This window comes from Bradyrhizobium daqingense, from assembly GCF_021044685.1.
GTDB classification, from domain to species: Bacteria; Pseudomonadota; Alphaproteobacteria; order Rhizobiales; family Xanthobacteraceae; genus Bradyrhizobium; species Bradyrhizobium daqingense.
Window position 1 is genome coordinate 7,562,614 of the sequence record NZ_CP088014.1, and the last position, 14,315, is coordinate 7,576,928.

At 57.3% G+C, this 14,315-nt stretch carries 11 protein-coding genes; 10 read left to right on the plus strand and 1 reads right to left on the minus strand.

The window, feature by feature from the left end; translation table 11 throughout:
• Window positions 1-413 precede the first annotated feature (413 nt).
• The 9 genes from nodD1 to LPJ38_RS35975 all read left to right on the plus strand — a co-directional run bounded on the left by nodD1 (window position 414) and on the right by LPJ38_RS35975 (window position 10,601).
• Window positions 414-1,358 carry a transcriptional regulator NodD1 gene (gene nodD1 / locus LPJ38_RS35940; protein ID WP_018646994.1) on the plus strand — a complete coding sequence of 315 codons (945 nt, stop codon included), beginning with the start codon at window positions 414-416 and terminating at the stop codon, window positions 1,356-1,358.
• Window positions 1,359-1,991: 633 nt separating this feature from the next.
• Window positions 1,992-2,984, plus strand: a complete 993-nt coding sequence (nodD2, locus tag LPJ38_RS35945) for a transcriptional regulator NodD2 (RefSeq protein ID WP_011084818.1) — start codon at window positions 1,992-1,994, stop codon at window positions 2,982-2,984.
• Between the two features lie 585 nt (window positions 2,985-3,569).
• Entirely contained in the window at window positions 3,570-3,779 is a 210-nt protein-coding gene (locus LPJ38_RS35950) for a hypothetical protein (RefSeq protein WP_014497819.1), read from the plus strand.
• Window positions 3,780-3,901: 122 nt separating this feature from the next.
• The gene (locus tag LPJ38_RS35955; RefSeq protein WP_026312621.1) at window positions 3,902-4,615 is read left to right on the plus strand and encodes a MerR family transcriptional regulator; all 714 of its coding nucleotides are present in this window, start codon (window positions 3,902-3,904) and stop codon (window positions 4,613-4,615) included.
• A 457-nt stretch (window positions 4,616-5,072) separates the two neighbouring features.
• Window positions 5,073-5,330, plus strand: a complete 258-nt coding sequence (locus tag LPJ38_RS38045) for a hypothetical protein (RefSeq protein WP_253623234.1) — start codon at window positions 5,073-5,075, stop codon at window positions 5,328-5,330.
• A 100-nt stretch (window positions 5,331-5,430) separates the two neighbouring features.
• Entirely contained in the window at window positions 5,431-6,030 is a 600-nt protein-coding gene (locus LPJ38_RS38050) for an ABC transporter substrate-binding protein (protein ID WP_245283467.1), read from the plus strand.
• 1,477 nt (window positions 6,031-7,507) lie between these two features.
• Window positions 7,508-7,870 carry a hypothetical protein gene (locus LPJ38_RS35965; protein ID WP_014497821.1) on the plus strand — a complete coding sequence of 121 codons (363 nt, stop codon included), beginning with the start codon at window positions 7,508-7,510 and terminating at the stop codon, window positions 7,868-7,870.
• Between the two features lie 937 nt (window positions 7,871-8,807).
• A complete protein-coding gene (locus LPJ38_RS35970) occupies window positions 8,808-9,053 on the plus strand; it encodes a hypothetical protein (RefSeq protein ID WP_011084811.1) in 246 nt (81 codons plus the stop codon).
• 822 nt (window positions 9,054-9,875) lie between these two features.
• A complete protein-coding gene (locus LPJ38_RS35975) occupies window positions 9,876-10,601 on the plus strand; it encodes an outer membrane protein (RefSeq protein WP_014497822.1) in 726 nt (241 codons plus the stop codon).
• 347 nt (window positions 10,602-10,948) lie between these two features.
• On the opposite strand, the gene LPJ38_RS35980 is transcribed toward LPJ38_RS35975, so the two are convergent.
• A complete protein-coding gene (locus LPJ38_RS35980; protein WP_018646991.1) occupies window positions 10,949-11,068 on the minus strand; it encodes a LuxR C-terminal-related transcriptional regulator in 120 nt (39 codons plus the stop codon).
• A gap of 1,263 nt (window positions 11,069-12,331) precedes the next feature.
• On the opposite strand from LPJ38_RS35980, the gene LPJ38_RS35985 reads away from it, so the two are divergent.
• Window positions 12,332-13,048, plus strand: coding sequence for a sulfite exporter TauE/SafE family protein (locus tag LPJ38_RS35985; protein ID WP_011084806.1), 717 nt, complete (start codon window positions 12,332-12,334; stop codon window positions 13,046-13,048).
• The last annotated feature ends 1,267 nt before the right edge of the window (window positions 13,049-14,315 follow it).

Consider the following 14,315-nt stretch of genomic DNA (forward strand, 5'->3'; position numbering starts at 1 on the left):
CTTCGACACGCCCCACATGCACTGGACAGGCGAGCCATTTGGAACGGCGCCTGGAATTCTTGGCATCCGCAACCTGCGTCTGCCTCTATTCTTCGACACTAGAATGAGGCTGAACGCGCCCTCAATTGTACGCGGGTAAACCTGAAATATGGAAACGGATGATATCCGCATACCAACGTTTATCGGGACGCGCTTGGCGTTCGAACGGCCACGCTTAAGGAGAAACAACAACGCGCGCCCATGGTGCGCTCCCACGTCTGGGAGCTCTTCTCTTAGCTCACGTGAACGACCGGAAACCATCGTGGCGCGTCTAATTGCTTTTTCCAAACTTCAGTTTGCTATCCAACCTCCCCCAGTTTGGTAAAATCGATTGTTTCGATAGAACACATCCACACGATGGATAGACTCATCACATGCGGTTCAAGGGACTTGATCTAAATCTTCTCGTTGCGCTCGACGCCGTGATGACGGCGCGCAACCTCACAGCGGCGGCTCGCAAAATCAATCTGAGCCAGCCTGCTATGAGCGCTGCGATCGCACGGCTGCGCACCTATTTCCGCGATGAACTCTTTACTATGAGAGGTCGCGAACTCGTCCCGACACCTGGCGCGGAAGCGCTTGCAGGTCCGGTTCGCGAGGCCCTGCTGCACATCCAACTCTCAATCATATCGCGGGACGCGCTCGACCCTGCTCAATCGAGCCGACGCTTCAGGGTCATTCTCTCAGATTTCATGACGATCGTTTTTTTCCGCAGAATTGTGGACCGCATGGCGCAAGAAGCCCCCGCGGTGCGCTTCGAACTGCTGCCATTTTCTGATGAACCGGATGAGCTGCTGCGGCGGGGCGAGGTCGACTTTCTCATTCTGCCGGAACTTTTCATGTCGAGCGCGCACCCTAAGGCGACGCTGTTCGACGAGAGCCTCGTATGCGTCGGATGCCGCGCGAACAAGCAGCTATCCCGGCAGCTTACGTTCGAACAATACATCTCGATGGGGCACGTTACTGCCAAGTTCGGACGCGCACTGAGACCGAACCTCGAAGAATGGTTTTTGCTTGAGCACGGCCTGAGGAGACGAATTGAGGTCGTCGTGCAGGGCTTTAGCCTGATTCCGCCCCTGTTGCTAGACACGAGCCGTATCGGCACGATGCCCTTACGACTGGCCAGGCACTTCGAAAAGCGGATGCCGTTGCGGATCATCCAACCGCCCCTCCCCCTGCCCACATTCACAGAGGCCCTGCAGTGGCCCTCATTCCACAATACCGACCCCGCGAGCATCTGGATGCGTCGGATATTGCTCGAGGAAGCATCCAACATGGCATCTGGGGACCAGGAGCCTCCAACTCGCAGGCGCTGTTAGGCTTACCTTAAGCTGCGCTCTGAACATCCCCGGCACACTGTAGAACCTTCGACGTGCCCCGTTTTCTTTCGTCTCTCCAGGGTATGGAGGTGAGAAGGAGCCACAGACGCGCAATGCGACGATCGGTCGCGAAGCCTTTTCCAGTTGTGCGCGTGGTGACCTCGAAGGTGCGGTTTGATGCGCTCACGACGCATTCAGGCTACGTCCGGCAACCATCGCAGAAGAATATGCCTGCCGTGCAAATGTTTGGCTCTATCACTAAAATGTCTTGAACCGCACATTGCGTCAGGTTGTAGGTTGCTCTCGTGACAAGCGCTGCACGACCCAGCTGTCGACACCGCGCTTTGGCACGCTGACGAACACTGGGCTGATCTGCCATCAGCGGACTGAACGACCCTGCTGCGTGGCCGGCCGGAACCGGCAAGACCAATTAGCTTGGAGCTCCCGACGCTTTCCCGCCGCTGCCGATCGGCTTTCCGCCTGCTCTCCATTGTTGCGGTCATCTCGCAAGCTTCCTTTCCCGGGCGCAGGAATGAGCCGATGTCCATTGGGGCGGGCCAAGACGATTGCTCCAGGCGCTGGCGCCACCGCACGCTATTGCGCAGCAACGACGTTTGTGCCGGATAGGAAGAGATGCGTTTCAAAGGTCTGGATCTAAATCTTCTGGTCGCGCTGGATGCTCTAATAACTGAGCGCAACCTCTCGTCAGCCGCACGCAAGATCAATCTTAGTCAGCCGGCAATGAGCGCAGCCGTTGCCCGGCTGCGCAAGCATTTCCGTGATGAACTGTTTGGAATGAGGGGGCGCGAACTTGTCTTGAGCTCACGCGCGGAAGGGCTCGCGGCTCCTGTGCGCGAGGCTCTGATGCACATTGAACTCTCGATTATGGCCCGACATCCGTTCGACCCAGCTCGATTGAACCGCCGATTCAGGATCGTCCTTTCTGACTTCGTAACAGTTGTGCTCTTCCGAAATGTCGTAGCACGCGTCACGCGAGAAGCCCCCGCCGTCAGCTTCGAATTGGCTGCGCCGACCGATGAACACGAGCTGCTCCTCCGCCGCGGTGAAGTCGATTTTGTTATCCGGCCAGATTTTTTCATGTCCAGCACGCACCCCAGAGCGGCCCTATTCGAGGAGCGACTCGTCTGCGTAGGCTGCTGCACCAATAGGGAATTACAACCCCGGCTTACATTCGATCGATATATGTCGATGGGTCACGTTGCAGTTAAGCACGGAGGTGCGCCCCGGACGCCAGTTGAGCATTCCTTTTTGACTGATCTCGGACCCACGCGGCGCATCGACATCCTCGTGCAGAGCTTCAGCATGATCCCGCCTCTCATAGTTGGGACGAACCGCATAGGCACGATGCCATTAGGGCTCGTGAGGCATTTCCAAAGAACGATGCCCCTTCGGATCGTTGAGCTTCCGCATCCATTCCCCGCCTTCACCGAGGCGGTCCAATGGCCCTCACTTCACAACAGCGACCCGGGAAGTCTGTGGATGAGGGACATTTTGTTTCAGGAGGCCACCCGCATGGCAACTACACAAGAGCTCCGTGTGACCAGCAGCCCGGAAGACGCGGAGCCCCCGGGACATTTCGTGCGATCCGTCTCACCGTTGCCGTAAGCACATTCGCGAAGTCTACGAACCTCACATTCCAACACTTGTCTCAACACACAATTCCTGCTCGCCTGGCTTGCTCTTATTGCCGGGGGAAAGGATCCTTGCGGCAGGCAAGAGGCGCTTTCGCTCTTCGCACCTCCGCCTCGGGGGCGAGAAACGGCAGACTGCCGACTTGATGCTTTTAGGGACGGGAACGGAACGGGGCCGGCGAGCGACGGAGCAATGCCTTCGCACTGAAGCTAGGCGTTTACGTTGCAACGGCCGCGGCAGGGCGCAGCTCTCTCAAGAAGGTAGGCCAGGCACGGAGCTCTTGCCGTCAACTCCCTGGGTCGGTAGTTGCTCCCGATGAACGGAGATGATCAGCTTATTCGGATTCCTACCACCGTTCATTGTGAGCATAGAGATCGTCGGACTTGCCGTGCCGTCGAAGCTGCATCGCGAACGCGTGTGGCCTGAACGCATCACACAGCAGCACATCACATCCTCATCGCTTTGCGCCGCAGGTATGACTTCTTTTGGCCCTACCGCAGCCAAACGTCTTGACGACGTGCGCTGCGCTTGACTCAATTTCAAACAAGGAGCTGAACGTTGAAGCTTTGCAGCGGGGTGTTCGATCCAGAAGAGCTATCTGCCCTCGGACGGCTTTATGACGGCGCCGTCGACGCGCTACCTCCGTCGATGCGGAGTCCAGAAAACTGCGCAGCAATCGCCAAACTTATCCTGGAGCGTACGGCGGCTGGCGAGGCTGAACTGGCACGCCTGGCGAACTTGTTGATCACCCTTTCTCCTGAGGGTTGATCAGCCGCCATTCTAAGGATAGTCACCACTCGCGCGCATGAATTAAAGGCGATTCAACTGGAGCTTAGAAATCCGCTTGAATCATACGTGACGTCAGGTTGTAGGCTTTGAAATTGAACAACATGAACAGAGCTACACCAAGACGGCGTCGATGGCGCATTGGCGAACTTGCAGAGGCGACCGGAGTAACGGTGCGCACGCTGCACCATTATGAGCACACTGGACTGCTAGCAGCGACAGAGCGCACTGAGGGCGGTCACCGGATGTATGACCGCGAAAGCGGGCAACGGGTTCATCAGATTCGCGCGCTGCGTGAGCTTGGCTTCTCGCTCGTGGAGATCCGTAAAGCTATGGAGGGGACGACCTCACTCACGGACTTGCTGCGCAAGCATCTAGAGCGCATAGAAGTCCAAGTCGCGCGCACAACTCTGTTGCGCGACCGTTTGCGCAACATGACCATCGACAGCGAGGCGCAGGTAAGTGTGGATGAGCTGCCTGCCACCCTGAACGCCATGTCGCGCGCCGAGACGCGGAGTCAGACGTCCCGGTGCACCTGCAATTTAGCTGCGGAGCGAGAGGACCGCTGGCGGCGAATCCGTGATGATCTTCGCGACTGCATGGATGGGGGCGAGCACCCTTGCGGAGAGCGCGCAAAGGCTGTCGCGGTTGCAGCACGCTTGCTGATCAGCGAAATCGCCGGCGACGATTCACGTGTTTCGATGATCCTGAAGGTACTTGCACGATTAAGCGCGCCCCGCAGTCTGGCTGGTTGGGATCCCTGTCTAATGCAATATCTCGATCTTGCCCTTGGCGGATTGGAGGATCAGCCTTACTGACGCATTCATGGCGGGTTCCACACGCCGGTTAGGGCAAGCTAAGAAACGCTAGGTGAACCGGCCGCTCTCCGACGCGGCTTGGAGTTTTACGGAATCAAACGGAAGGATTGTCACCGCCGGTCGATCCGCGTCCCTGACGCCTCCATCGCTCTTCCCAAAAGGGCTTGATCCGCACGTAACGTCAAGTTGTAGATCTTACCGTAGTTGGCGGCTCGCCCGGCCAACGCAGGTTTGCCCAGCAAGCAACGCCTGTCTACAGGCGTGGTTGACTACAACCAGTTGCGGTTCACTTCAGGTGAGCATTGGAAGCTCTACAATGGTAAATAAGCGGCATGCCTCTCTTGCGCCTGCGGCGCTTCTCTTCTGCGCTCTCGTCGCTCCGTCTGCGCGCGGCTCTGAAATAAAGATCGCCGTGGCTGGCCCAATGACCGGAAGCAGCGCTGCATTCGGCGCGCAAATGCGCGATGGTGCGGCTGCGGCGGTCGAGGTCCTGAACGCCTCAGGCCAGCTTCCCGATAATGCCAAAACTATATTGAGCGTCGCTGACGACGCCTGCGACCCTAGGCAAGCTGTCGCAGTCGCGAATAAGCTCACGACAGAGCGGATCCTGTTGGTGGTTGGCCATTTTTGTTCCTCTTCGTCGATCCCGGCCTCCGACATCTACGCGAAGCTGGCATCGTCCAGGTGTTACCAGGCTCGTCAACTCCTCAACTAACAGAGCACGGCCTTGAGACTGTCTTTCGGATCTGCGGCCCGACGACCAACAGGGAGCCGTTGCCGCCGAGTACATTCACACGAATTATCGCCTCGAGAAAATCGCGGTGCTGGACGACAAGAGGACTGCTGGCAGGGGGATTGTCGACGTGGTTGAAGCCCGGCTTCATCGATTGGGACGGCAGGTGAGCCGGCAAAGCTATGTTGCCGGTGAAAGGGGCTTCAGAGCCTTGCTCTCAAGAATGGAGAAGGACCGGCTGCGCGTCGCCTATATCGGCGGCTACCACACCGAAGTCGGATTGTTGGTACGCCAGGCAGCAGAAGCAAAAGCAGACCTCACGGTCATGGCGAACGATCCGCTGATGACCTCCGAATTCTGGGCCATTACCGGCAGCGCTGGGAATGGCACATTGTTTACCTTCATGCCCAACCCCGCTGGGAACGCCAATGCTGCCAGTGCGGTCGCCGGACTCAAAGCTTCCGGGCTGCCCGGTGAAGGCTACACGCTATACGCTTGTGCCGCTGTGCAAGCCTGGGCAGAGGCGGTGAACCGGAGCGGCTCCTTCAATGCTGACCGGGTCGCCAGCGCGCTTCGTTCCCGACCGATCGACCGGTTCGACAAAAGGAGGGACAACTCGGCTTCTGGATTTTTGGTTTATCGCTGGCGCGACGGTCATGTCGAGCGTGTCAAGAAGTACTGATTTTCATGCAACGCAGCATTCCCCACGCGAAGTATCTCGAATGATGAGACGCCCTCAGAACGTTGTCGCAGCAATGCTCGCTAGCGCTTTTATATTCGCTGCTTTTGCAGCGTTTTTCGCGCTCGCTGCGGCGCTCGCAGAGCTACCGAGCGCCGCCCTGCCGAAGGTGCTACGCCCGATGATAGACAAATAGCAGCCCCCTTGTCTGATCCCGTCTGCAGCACTGGCCTCGGAGGCGGCCATTTACCGTTCTGCTAGGTTTGAAGGCATGCCCCTTATGCAGCCAGTGATCGAAGGTTGAGGACTAGGAAAGCGAAGCTAACGATTCTTTATGGACAAGCACGGATTTTGTTGGAGGCGTTCGCCTTCTGTCAGATTCGTGCCCGACCAGCATCTACGCATTCTCTAGCCTGGATTATATCGCGCAATCTCAGATCCACGAATGGAAGAGACAGCGGGACGGCACGAAGCAATCAGGCCCACTACCTAGACTATAGCCGAGTATACGGGTAGCGAGAGCTGGTGGATAGCCGGCGCCGGGATGCATGTCTCTCTTGGCCGCGGGGGCACCAAGGTTTTGGCGTCCAAGTCAACGCTACTCGTTCCGCTACTTCGTGCGCTCTCAAGCATGGCGGGTCATCAGCGGCTCAGCCGCCTGCCCGGGCATTCCCTATGCTTCCTAGCCCGGATAGCAGGAGAACCAATCAACCGGCTCCGATGAAGGCGGTGAGATTGCTCGCCTGCGCTATCAACGAACTGGATGCATCCCATCAACACTTTCTATTTTACTAATTGAAGCCAAACACCGCATAAGTCGATCGCCGGCTTACGGAAGGCAGTGTTCACGAATGTCGCGTGATAATGGATCACTTGGTCGCAGAGCAAATCACGTGCTTCTTGGCTGCTTCGAGCAATGTTTGACGGCAAGACACGTGGGGGCACGAATGCAGTGCGGTGACCAGTCGCAGTTGGCGCGCAATCTACACGACGTTGCCTGCCCCTTTGGGCATGATACTTGATTGCTCTAAGAAGACAGCTATCACGCACACTCGGCGATGGTAAATGCCTCCGCAGCGTAGAACTCGGGCAGGTGAGTTGGCCTTCGCAGGGGTGCGGGCTGGACCTTTCGCTCTGACCAGGCGGGTCGCCTCAACAGTCCGGCGCTGTTGCCGCGGCTCCAAGCAGAGCAGTACAATCAGCTGTGTGGCCCCGAACAGAGTCACCGCTGTTGCCGAACGCACTGGGCGGCTCGAGAATCCATTCAAATCCCGCGCCATCGGCAACGCTTTTCGTTTTTCCCTAGACGCTCATTGCACTTTTGCAATCCTTTCGCGGCACATATGTGCCCCCTCTTCCAGGGGACCGGAAGCGCCTCCTGTGCAGCAGTCATTTGTCCAGCGAAGCGTCCGCCGTTGGCGAACGGGAAACGATACCTCTACTCCGCCTGTCTTGCATTTCACCACTTTGGAGAAATACCGTGGAACTTGACCCTTCCAATTCACGCATACAAAACCTCGAGGATCGCGTCGACCTGCAACTCGACATCGTGGCTGGGCTCATGCGCGAAGAAGGCAACGAGCTGGAAGCGATCCGATTACTTAATGCCCTCATAGGCCAAATGATCACCGCGGAACTGGAGCTCGGCCAGCTTGGCGATACAAGAACCGGCCACGGACGAATGCGATTGTCGCAAGACCGTGGCGTTTACCACCCCGAGGACCTTCAGATTCTGGGACGCCTTTTTGATCAGACTGTGGCGGCATTACCGGCCGCGCTGCGGACTTCCGCCAATCGATTGACGATCGCCAAGCTCATTCTTTCACGTGCGGCAGCGGACTGAGATTTCATTTGCGCTTTTTGGAGATTGATGGCGTTGAGCGGACGTTTATGGCTGGGCTGACAGTTACACTTAGGCCGCACACACCAGGGATCGACATTTGCTGTTTATGGGCTCACCGTCCGTAAGCGCGCCGCTTTCGCCACCACTTTCGAAATCAGGCTTGCTCTATCTCACGCCGCCGGCGACGCATTCGATCTAGCTGGGCCTTGCTGTCCCTCGACGCCTTTCACGAGCTGCAAGTATCCAAAGCTCGGAAGCGCGCCGCCGATCCCACGCTGCGCCGGCTTTCCTACGCAACTCCGTATTGAACCCACACCGACGGCGCCCGGCCCTTCTTTGCCAAACGACTAAGAATCCGCCGTGGGGAAAGTGCAATTGCCCTTGCATCTCGTTCCCTCTCTTAGGCGCCTGACCGGTAACAAACACCACGGCCGGAGCAGAAAGCCACGCGCAGGTGAATATCACACGGCAATAGGCGTCGAGACTTGTCGCAAAGCAGACAAGTCTCATCCGGAACAGGCTACATCACCCCAAATCCGACGTCACAAGCGCCATTGCGGTTTGAACGCTTCTTGAGAGTGGGAAAAGAGTAGGCGGCCTTTTTCATCATGCTGGGCTTTAACCGCAACCCGTGGGGGCCGATCTTCCGAATGAAGGAAAAGCCACAATTTGGTGACCGACCAAGAGGCCCACGACGGCAATGAAGGGCACGACAACTCGTACTCGCTTCACTCTTTTCAGAATTTCTTCGAATTGCGCGGGCATTACGGCGTTCGGTCATCGCAGCTTCAACAAGCATCTATATCCTCTCCTGAAGTCCCGGGAGTAGCGTGGAAGAGGTTGAAGAGCAGATGTCTTTCGTGCTGAGACACGCAACACAATCCGGTTGCTTTTGAGAAGGTACTTCCTTGTATCAGGATGTCGAGGAGCGTTAGAGATGGATCAGATCTTTTCCGAGCAGGTGCAGGTGCCAGATGCCGTTGTGAGCGTCGCATTTGACAAGGCTTGGAGCTTTGTCGAGAAGGATCCGCTGCTGGCACATAATCTGAAGGCCGTCCTTCATAGCCGATTGCGCACTTACCTCGAGTGCTCGATAAGAAACGGCGAACGGAATGCTTTGAATCTGGCCAACGAGGCGATACGCAACTTGCGGGCTGAACTGGCACCGTCGACCGGGCAATGACTCGCTTGTGCCTATTGCGGCGAGAGCATCCGGCGCCGTTAAGGCATTTAGGGCGCCTCATACGGTGGAAAATTCGGGCCAGTGCGTGGTCGAGCAGACTTTTCTCTAATCATGTGCGGCCCCGCTGAAACGAGAGCGCTCGAGAAAGCTGTTGCCTCTGCAGCTCCTCTGGCGGCCGAGACCAGGAAGCTGAACACCAGGCCCAGACGGCGGCGAGACGGGGCGGCCGCGCTGGTATTCGCTCGCGCCAGGAAACCGACCACGGTGACCTTGAGCTCGGCACGATCTTGCGCAACTTCAAGCAAGAGCACTGTCTAGCACGCAGTGGGCTTCCCGACCCATCAATCAAGGTCGAAGTTGACGGACCATCGAGCTAGACTTGTGGTCGTTCCAGAGCCAAAGCGATCGAGCCTGCAATCGATCGGCATCGCGTTGCTCGCGATTGCAAGCGATAGCACGTCCGTGTTGCCGGAAGAATGACCTTAAGCGCCTGAGGCGTGCCATCGATCCAGTACTGTAAGTGCGGCTGGGCGTTGCCGCAGCTTAGCGACGGAAGGAGCCGAACACCTTTTGGCTTTGCTCCGCGTCGCAGGTGATCATGAACGATCATTTTCAAAGAGGATGATCCGCGCGAGGCGACCACTGCCGAGCCACAGCGTCTCGGTAGAAGCAAAGCAGCGGAAACCGCGAGCTCCGCAATCTGACGCCGCGGGCGATTGGGCACGTTTCTTTCCAAGACATGTTGTGCGCCAGTTACAGCAATTCGCGTTCATGTTGTTAAACGGCACGGTGCCTGGGGCACCTAAAGGAAACAACACGCGAATGAAAAAGATTCTTATTCTGACTGCATGCATCGGCGCACTCTGTGCGGCCGCCCCCTCATTCGGCACGGATCTGGCCGGGCAGCCCGTCAAGGTCAAGGCGGCACCGCTGCCGGTCGCGGCCCCGATTATCGATTGGTCCGGCTACTATATGGGCGCAAACGGTGGCTGGGGAACGAGCCACAATTGCTGGGATTTCAATGGCATCACTTCCGAGGGCTGCCATAATTCGACTGGCGGTACCGTTGGCGGCCAGATCGGCTATCGTTGGCAAATCTTCAACATGGTGTACGGCCTCGAAGGCCAGGGCAACTGGGCCGACTTCCGCGGCTCCAATGTCAGCACCGCCTTCCCGACAGACACCGTTGGCACCACGACAGATGCATTCGGCCTACTCACGGGCCATATCGGATACGCGTTCAATGCTGTGCTCCTTTATGGCAAGGGCGGTGCTGCGGTGACCAGCAACACCTATTACGTCAACTCGGTGGCAACCGGCACCGAGCTTGGCAAAAACAATGATGTGCGTTGGGGTGGCGTGCTGGGCGCCGGTGCCGAAGTCAGCCTCACGCCGAACTGGTCAGCGGGCGTCGAGTATAACCACTTGTTCATGCAGCGCAGCAACATAAGCTTCCCAGCGGCCCTTGGCGCGGATCGCGCGCACCAGGACGTCGATCTCATCACGGCACGGCTCAACTACAAGTTTGGCTGGCCGTTCGCCAGATAAAGATCTCCACGCGTTTGGATGAATCGGGACCCCGGCCCGCGGTCGGGGTTCTTTCCTCAGCTGTTCCTCTCCCTAGACCCCTGTCCGACGTCCCGAGCAAGCGGTGCGGGCTCATCTGAGCAAAGAATCACCCGCTGGTGGAGAGAGCCATGCTCCGACCAGTGAGCATTAGATCGGCCGATTCCACATCTTACCGACCTTACGAAGCCCCAGAACCTCACCCAGCGCGAGATGCAGACTTGCCCAAAGGAGGGTTATATCTGCGAGTTCACCGAAAGCACCGTGCTCAACTTGCCAGAAGCTGGAAGCCAAAGATGTGACAGTTGGCGGTCGTTCCTCAATTGAATTCAAAGAACATCGAGGCGAATAGCTATCGCGACTGCTTGAATCCGGCTGGTCGCACCCAGCTTTCCCATCGTATTCTTGACATGAAAATTGACTGCATTCTCGCTGATTTCCAGGATCATCCCAATTTCCCATAACGATTTTCCTTCTCTGACGCCATTGGCCGCATTCGTTGCTCTGCCGGCGACTGCGCCAGGATGATCGCATCGTCAAACAACCGAATAGCGTCATCATCCTTGCTCCGAGGCGATCGACAAAGTGCTCGCTGATGGCGAGCTGGCGAACTCGGAGATCATCGCCTGTCGTCCGTGCGGATCGACTCCATGCGAACACAAGGATGCTCCATCTTACTCATGCCGGCAGTGATAGAAGGGCCGAGGGCCCCGGGACTGTGCTGGCGACAAGAACCGAGCGCACGCACGGCTAGATGCTTGGGTCGGTTTAGCTTGCATGGCGAGAAAACGCAGTCGCGTCCGAACGGTGCTTCGCTTTGTCTCTCGGGCGAGCACGAGGAGATCTTGGGCTCTGAACTACACGTAAGGTAGAGCACGCACCTTTCAGTGCGAGACTCGATCTGCGTCTTGTCAGTACCAATTCCCTGCTTTGAGATGAAGACAACAGAAGTGTCATCTTTTTTCCCAATCTTGCGAATCATCCATCGCTAACCTGTCGCTGATTCTCGGCGTGTGACAGCGTCGGTGACGCGATCGATGAGCTGAACGGAAGATCCGATGCAGACGCCATACTCCCCGCATCGTTGTCCGGCATTTCATCGGGCCCGTCCGGCAGGCCCGGTACAAACGAACCGAACGGACAGAAATGGGCCACGTCAAAAACGCAACAAGCGATAGGCGCAGTCGCGAAACCTGTTTGATGCGGAAGACACTTTGCATGCGCATTCCAGAAGGAGAGGCCCCCGGATCGGATTAGCAAGTGCCATACCAACTGTTGATTTCGCCAAAATCAATCGTCGCAAAAGGACTTCGAATGCGGACGGTTGGTTGCGAGGTAGGTGCCTCGAAGCATTCATGACATGGGGAGGGAAGGCGACAGTACCATTGCGAGCTGCGGCACGGGGTAAGCTACAGCAACAAATGCAGCTCACCTCGGCAGCTCACCTCGGCCGCCCCCTCGAGTGCCGTCCTCTCAGGGCCTCAAACGCCCCCTATTGGGGCCCAGTCAACTACCAACCTCGGCAATTGATGGGAGGGTCCACACATGGCACTCGCTAAGGAACTTGAACTGACTACACCTCCGGCCGCACGATTCCGGCGAACCGCTTAGATCCGCCCCGAGCGGAAATACAATTAGGCCGCACCAGATGCACGAATCATGATGGGCTTGCTAATAAAACGGGCGAAGATCGTCGCCAAGATATGTGAAGCATGACTTCCCTGCTCTTCGCGATCATCTCCCTGCTATATGCGAGCGTTGGCCAGGCTGGCGGGACTGCATTCCTCTCGCTAATGGCTTTTTTTGGTATGTCATCGACAGAGACGCGCCCCACGGCGCTTGGTCTCAACATTGTCGTCGCGGCTTATTCTACTTGGCTGTTCAACCGCAACAAGGTCGTTGACTGGACAATCCTGCGCCCTCTTCTCTTTTCGTCAATGCCAGCGTCGCTTGCCGGTGGCTTGATTGTGCTCGAGGAGCACATGTACAAAACACTAACCGGACTCGTTCTTCTTCTGGCGAGCGCAGTGATGATCATGCAGCGGGGACGAGCTGTCGATCGCGTCGGCGAAATTCCGCTCCGGGAAAGCGTGAGCATTGGCGCGGTCCTTGGCCTCGTTTCTGGCCTGACTGGGGTGGGCGGCGGTGTGTTCCTCGCCCCGACGCTCATCGCACTGAATTGGGCATCACCGAGGCAGACCGTCGCGCTATCACCCCCTTTTATCCTGGCCAATTCCACAGTCGGCTTCGTCGGAGCTCTTTTCACCGGGCAATTTCCCTCTCCGGATTTGGCTCTATACGCTATCTTCACGCTGGCGGGGGCGGTCGCTGGAGCAGTAATCGGCCTGAAATGGTTGAGCCAGACAGCCATCAGATTCATACTGGCGGCCGTTCTGCTCGTTGCCGGCATTCAATTGGTTCGCGCTTAAAGTGGAAACGCGCATCTTTCATGCGGGCGATCCCAGCGCGGTCAGATCGAAGTACAAGGTTTCTGCGAGCCGCGGCTCAAGCCTGGTCCGAGCGCCTTGCCCAACACTGAAAGCCGCCAACACGATCGCGAAAAGCCGTAGGGTCGAGCGAGGGTGAGGCGGATCCGAGCGCGCTCCGCATCGTCCTGAGGCGGACGGTCAGTACTAGATCGCATCCGATTCGCGCTTCCAATCGACCTGCAGGATCAACGTCGGGCAGGCCGGGCGAGCAAACGAGGCGTACGCCGATCTCGGCTATGGCCTGGCGCGACGCTTCAATCAAGCGTGCCGGACGAAGAGCACCTGATCGATGGCGATCCGGCAAGCTCTCACTACCCTGAGGACCGCGCCAGGGTGCGCATTCGACTTGGTTAGGAGCGATAGGGCGATGAACTCTCAATATAGTATTTCTGCAAGGCCGCGCAATCTCCTTTCTCGCGCGCGTGTGGGCTGCGTCCTCATGGAGAATATTACGAAGATGATGTCCACGCTCGATTGGTTTTCGAAACAGACACTTTATCGATCCAGTGTGAATGGACTGGAACGCCAGGATGCGAATCCCATTTTCTGTAATCATGAGGCACAACCTTACACCCCGGCTCCTGCATACATGGCCTCCAGCTCGCAGCGTAGGAATGTTTTGTGACGGGATGATCGACGCCTCACCAGGCGACTTATGTGGAACCGAATCTGGAGGTCCATCGCATTGATGCGACGCCAATGAAGACTCGCTGCATAGATATGCGATCTGGCCGATCAACAGCTGCAACGGCGTTATCAGAAACAAAACGCCTCAACCGATGAAGCAGAATAGAAAGTACAGAAAATCGTTCCGAGCTCGCGTTTGCCATCAGCACGACGTCCAACTCGTTGTGAGTTAGTGACATGTATTTGGATCTGAACGAGACGCCGGCGAACCAAGGCGTCCCGACGCACTTTGCCGGGGGCGTGAAGTGCGCCGGGGCCACCCCAACATCATCAGTACATCCGTGATGATGCTTGCGGCAATGAGACAAGCAGCGTGGCGGAATTGAGGCTCATTGATTTTATGCTGGAAACCAAAAAAGTTTTTCGTGAGCTGCTACAAAAGACTTGAATCGCACGCAGCGTCACGTGCTGCAATCGCACATCGCACATCGCGCTCTGCTCTAGCAAGTCACTTATCTCCGTGACGCTCCGGCCTTGAACGGGAGGCATCCGTCGATTGCGGAGCAACCACGTCGGCCTT

Bases quoted from the DNA above. Each gene is read 5' to 3' on its own strand.
- LPJ38_RS35955 (WP_026312621.1), top strand. From the start codon at position 3,902: ATGAACAGAGCTACACCAAGACGGCGTCGATGGCGCATTGGCGAACTT.
- LPJ38_RS35980 (WP_018646991.1), bottom strand. From the start codon at position 11,068: ATGATCCTGGAAATCAGCGAGAATGCAGTCAATTTTCATGTCAAGAAT.
- LPJ38_RS35985 (WP_011084806.1), top strand. From the start codon at position 12,332: ATGACTTCCCTGCTCTTCGCGATCATCTCCCTGCTATATGCGAGCGTT.
- LPJ38_RS35970 (WP_011084811.1), top strand. From the start codon at position 8,808: ATGGATCAGATCTTTTCCGAGCAGGTGCAGGTGCCAGATGCCGTTGTG.
- LPJ38_RS38045 (WP_253623234.1), top strand. From the start codon at position 5,073: ATGCGCGATGGTGCGGCTGCGGCGGTCGAGGTCCTGAACGCCTCAGGC.
- nodD2 (WP_011084818.1), top strand. From the start codon at position 1,992: ATGCGTTTCAAAGGTCTGGATCTAAATCTTCTGGTCGCGCTGGATGCT.
- LPJ38_RS35975 (WP_014497822.1), top strand. From the start codon at position 9,876: ATGAAAAAGATTCTTATTCTGACTGCATGCATCGGCGCACTCTGTGCG.
- nodD1 (WP_018646994.1), top strand. From the start codon at position 414: ATGCGGTTCAAGGGACTTGATCTAAATCTTCTCGTTGCGCTCGACGCC.